The following is a 4328-nucleotide window of genomic DNA, read 5'->3' on the forward strand; positions in this document are numbered from 1 at the left end:
ATAAACAGCGATTCGGCGCCCCGGCGAACGCCGGAGCGACGAATCAAGGTATGCATGGCGCTTTCTTCAAGCTTCGGAGCATTAACGCTGGGAGACGTACTCTGGCAAGTGCGAGGCATCCTCACCGCGCATGCCCCGGCATGACAACCGTGTCGGGCATCGCCACCGACTGCACGGACAGATGCTCGATGTCATACCCGGCGTCGGCCCACGCATCAAGACCACCCAGTAGCGGGCGCACTTTGCGATAGCCTTGCATCAGCAGTCCCTTCGCCGCCTTGGCCGCGGATACCTCGTTAGGGCAACTGCAATAGATCACCACGTCCTCATCGATCGGCACCTGGTGCAGTTCCTGGTCGATGCCGTTGAGAGTCGCCATCAGGGCGCCTGGGATGATGCGGCTATCGGCCAGGCGCCCTGCCTGTGAGCGCACATCGACCACGACCGGGCGCTTGCCATCCTCGATCAACCGATGCAATTCATCCACCGTGATGCGCGCCAGCCGCAGCGACAGCAACAGCCGCTTGCGCTGCCACCATTTCACGACCACATAGGCGATCAGCAGCGCAACCAGCACTTCCACCGCGATGGTGCCGGCGCTGGCCAGTGCAAACAGCACGCGATCGATCTGTTGCGAAAACGTATAGCCCAGGCCAACGACCAGGCCGATCCAAAGCAGTGAGCCCAGGCCATCGAGCAACATGAATATCTGCGGCCGGAGCTTCATCGCACCCATCAACGGCGGCGCGATGGTGGAAAGACCGGGTACGAATTTGGCGATCAGAAGTATTTGTCCGCGCCAGCGCTGGAAGCGCAACTCCGATTGCTTGACGCAGGAATCCGGCGAAAGCGAGATGCGGCACAGTGTGCGCATCACCGACGCTCCATACCGGCGCCCCGCCAGGTACCAGGCGAAATCGCTGATCAGGCAGGCGAGCAAGGCGACCAGCACCACCGCGGTGAGGGGAAGCTTGCCAAGGGAGGACAGCGCGCCGGCCACCACCAATGTCGGCACCGCGGGCAACGGCAATCCTGCCTGCTCCACCAATACGTTGATGAAGACCAGCAGCAAGCCGTATTCGGCAATCAACTCGATGATCGCATGCGTCACCGGAATTCACCTTGGGTCGGATGCCCGCATCGTTGGGGTTGGCGGGTTGAATTGCAAGATGGTGACCGGGGGTATTGCGGCCAAAAATAAGGGGCGGGCCTACGACTTATCTCCCGCCACCTTTGATGCATGAAGCTTTTTTAAGCTCGGAGCTTTGAGCCCTCCCCTACTACACGCAGGAGAGGGCGTTGAGTCCTCAATACGCCCAATACTCAGGCGTTGCTCATCTCCGGCCGCGCACCTGCGGACAGGCTCGGCTTGGCCGCATCCTCGCCCAGCAGGAAGCGGAAGATCAGGCCGCCTGCTGCGCCGCCGAGCAGCGGCACCAGCCAGAACATCCACAGCTGCTGCAGCGCCCAGGTGCCCTGGAATATCGCCACGCCGGTGCTACGCGCCGGATTCACCGAGGTGTTGGTGACCGGGATGCTGATCAGGTGGATCAAGGTGAGGGCCAGGCCGATCGCCAGCGGACCGAAGCCGGCCGGTGCGCGGCGGTCGGTGGCGCCGTGGATCACGATCAGGAACATCGCAGTAAGCACGAATTCGCACACGACACAGGCCTGCAACGAATAGCCGCCCGGCGAATGCGCACCGTAGCCATTGGATGCGAAGCCGCTGGCCGTGGCATCGAAGCCCGGCTTGCCGCTGGCGATCACGTACAGCACCGCAGCGGCGACAATCGCACCGACGACCTGCGAGACGATGTAAGGAATCACATCCTTGCCGCCGAAGCGGCCACCGAAGAACAGCCCGACCGTGATCGCCGGATTGAAGTGCGCACCGGAAATCCCAGCACAAGCGTAGGCCATGGTGACCACGGTGAGACCGAATGCCAGCGCCACGCCGGCGAAACCAATACCCAGATTCGGAAAGGCAGCTGCCAACACCGCACTGCCGCACCCCCCAAGCACCAGCCAGAAAGTGCCGAAAAACTCCGCAAAAAGTCGTTTGAACATGTTGCCTTCTCCCATGAATGAAGCGTTGCCTTGCGACGCTATACGCCCCCTTGTTCCACGCAAGCGCATCCTTGTCCCTGACGAGGACCTGCGCGTAAATACCACGCATCCAGGCTTGATGAAAGACGTTTTGCCATTTATGCATACAAATAGCCGTATCCGCACCGCTCGGCATGAAGACGGCGAGCGGCACGAGCTTTTGCATCCAAACACCGGACCACCTGCGTCGGGCGGGGATTTTTTTCATGGCACAGCGGCGCTGAGGTTTGGGAAGGCCGAATGCAAAACGGGATGCGCCACCTGGTGGTGACGCACCCCGTTTGGTTTGGCAAGCCGCTGCTTGGCACAGCGGCTTTTCAGGCGAGGATCAGAGCGCCGCGTCCTTGAGCTTCTTGAGCGGACGGATCTTTACCTTCACGGTGGCGGGCTTGGCGGCGAACCACTGCTCTTCCTTCGTGAAGGGGTTGACGCCCTTGCGCCGCGGCTTGGCGGGCACATTGACGGCGGTGATCTTCAGCAGGCCAGGCAGGGTGAACATGCCGGCGCCCTTCTTGTGGATCGAGGCGTGCACCACACCTTCCAGTGCGGACAGGACACCACGCACGTCCTTCGAAGCCAGACCGGTGGTTTCTGCCAGGTGAGCAACCAGACCGGACTTGCTCAGTGCATCCTTGATCGGCTTCGGAGCGGCGGCGGCCTTGGACGCCGTCTTGCCTTTTGCTGCCTTCTTTGCCATGGACTACCCCATCGTTTATTGAGTTGTTGAAATGTTGCCTTTCGGCGAGCGAAATGTAGGGGAAATTTGCGCTCTCGCCAACTAGCAAACGCAAAAAAAGCCCAAAAAGATGCATCCGGCCAGCTCCCTTGGCGCAAAACGCCTACAGAAGCAAGCTTTTTGCCAGCATGAATAGGCCAACGGCCACGATCACAAGGGCAAAAAGCGTGCTAAGCGCACCGCGCATGCGGGACAACTTGAGCGCGCCCCACGAACCCAACCAGCCGCCGGCAATGCCGCCGGCAACGAACTCCCATGCGATGGGCCAAGCCACCCATCCGGACGTTGCATAATTGAGCGCCGCCGTCATGCCGAATGCTCCCACGCACAACAGCGAGCTGCCGACCGCTTCGATGATGGACATGCCGCTGCCCAATAGCAGCCCTGGCACGATCAGAAAACCGCCGCCGATGCCGAAAAAACCAGCCAGCCCGCCTGCACCGAAGCCGATGGCACCCAGACGCGGAAACATGTTGCGGCTGGGCTGGGCTGTACTGTCGTTGCGACGCCGGCCGCGCAACATCAGCACGGCGATCACCAGCATCAGCAACGCAAACAGCACCAGCAAGCGCCGGCCATCGATGATTTTGCCGAGGCTCGAACCCAGATAGGCGCCGACCACGCCTGCTGCGGCAAACACGAAGGCGGCGCGCCATCGCACATGCCGCGCACGGGCGTGCGGAATCAGGTTGGCGAAGGCATTGAGCGATACCGCCAGTGCGCTGGTGCCGATCGCCAGATGAGGATCATGCAGGCCGACCACGTAGAGCATCAACGGCATGGCGAGAATGGAACCGCCGCCGCCGATCAAGGCGAGCGAAAAGCCGACCAGCGATCCGCACGCCACCGCAAGCACATCGTGCAGAAGAAACAAAGCGGACCTCGCGAAGAGCGGCAACCCGGCTAGATTATCTCCTACGTCAGCCTACAAAATCCCTTCCTGCAAAGCAGCCTCCACAGGCGTACGTCAATGCGATTTCATGTCGTCGTGCATATCGCCATGGTCATGCCCCATGTCCATATCTTCATCCGGCGGTGCCTTGGCGATGATGTCCTTGTACTGCGCCTGGGTCATGCCGGGCAGCTTGCGCACGAAGGCGACGATGCTCCAGAGGGTCTGGTCGTCATGCGTGGCGCCCCAGGCCGGCATGGCAGTCAGCTTGATACCGTGCTTGATGACCCAGAACGCCTCACGCGGGTCGATCGGCTCGCGGCCGAGCACTGGCGGTTTCGGATAAAGGCCGGCACGCAATTCCGATGTGCTCATGCCCGGAGCAAGGTGACAACTGGTGCACATGGCGGCGTATTGCCCTGCGCCTTTCAGGATCAACGCCTGGTCGTCCAGGTTGGGCACGCTGATCGATTCGGCATGGTGCTCGATCGAGCGGCTTCGCACCATGCTCAGGAAGCGGAACGTTGCGGGCCAATGCGGAACGTCGGCGCCGATGTTGTAGTTGCCCGACCAGGCATAGGCGCACCCCAGCAG

At 61.4% G+C, this 4328-nt stretch carries 5 protein-coding genes; all 5 read right to left on the reverse strand.

Going from position 1 to position 4328, the window contains the following annotated elements; all coding sequences use genetic code 11:
- Positions 1-121: 121 nt before the first annotated feature.
- A complete protein-coding gene (locus VMA74_RS02130; RefSeq protein WP_325364338.1) occupies positions 122-1111 on the reverse strand; it encodes a DedA family protein/thiosulfate sulfurtransferase GlpE in 990 nt (329 codons plus the stop codon).
- 212 nt (positions 1112-1323) lie between these two features.
- Complete coding sequence (gene aqpZ / locus VMA74_RS02135; protein WP_325364340.1) at positions 1324-2067, reverse strand: aquaporin Z; 744 nt, start codon at positions 2065-2067, stop codon at positions 1324-1326.
- Between the two features lie 367 nt (positions 2068-2434).
- A complete protein-coding gene (locus tag VMA74_RS02140) occupies positions 2435-2803 on the reverse strand; it encodes an HU family DNA-binding protein (protein WP_325364342.1) in 369 nt (122 codons plus the stop codon).
- Positions 2804-2945: 142 nt separating this feature from the next.
- Complete coding sequence (locus VMA74_RS02145; protein ID WP_414649541.1) at positions 2946-3716, reverse strand: sulfite exporter TauE/SafE family protein; 771 nt, start codon at positions 3714-3716, stop codon at positions 2946-2948.
- A 93-nt stretch (positions 3717-3809) separates the two neighbouring features.
- The coding region (locus tag VMA74_RS02150; RefSeq protein WP_325364344.1) for a cytochrome c at positions 3810-4328 on the reverse strand (519 nt) is incomplete at its 5' end.

This window comes from Dyella sp., assembly GCF_035508675.1.
Lineage (GTDB): Bacteria > Pseudomonadota > Gammaproteobacteria > Xanthomonadales > Rhodanobacteraceae > Dyella_B.

Coding starts and splice junctions, on each gene's coding strand:
- aqpZ (WP_325364340.1), bottom strand. CDS start 2,067: ATGTTCAAACGACTTTTTGCGGAGTTTTTCGGCACTTTCTGGCTGGTG.
- VMA74_RS02140 (WP_325364342.1), bottom strand. CDS start 2,803: ATGGCAAAGAAGGCAGCAAAAGGCAAGACGGCGTCCAAGGCCGCCGCC.